We start from the raw sequence: 233 nt of genomic DNA, 5'->3' as shown, positions 1-233 counted from the left end.
TTGTGTTATTTTTAATTTTTTTAGTATGAAGTTTTTTTTTTTTAATTTATTCTTTTTCAACTTTGGGAATACTAATATATTGTATTTGAAGTCCGGAAACACCAACACCGGCAATGGAAATAGCGGTAGCACCAATACCGGCAACAACAACTCGGGCAGCACCAACACCGGTGACGGAAACACCGGCGACACCAACACCGGCAACAATAATTCCGGGAACCTCAACACCGGGG

General features: G+C 41.2%; 1 protein-coding gene. It reads left to right on the top strand.

Annotated elements, in window-relative coordinates; all coding sequences use genetic code 11:
- Positions 1-25: 25 nt before the first annotated feature.
- Positions 26-233 (top strand): pentapeptide repeat-containing protein (locus tag BST40_RS33585; protein WP_208618985.1); only part of this gene is annotated, 208 nt, incomplete at its 3' end.

The sequence above is a fragment of the Mycobacterium persicum genome (assembly GCF_002086675.1).
GTDB lineage: Bacteria > Actinomycetota > Actinomycetes > Mycobacteriales > Mycobacteriaceae > Mycobacterium > Mycobacterium persicum.
Note: the sequence above shows the minus strand (reverse complement) of the source record. Positions and strands in the feature narration are given on the sequence as shown.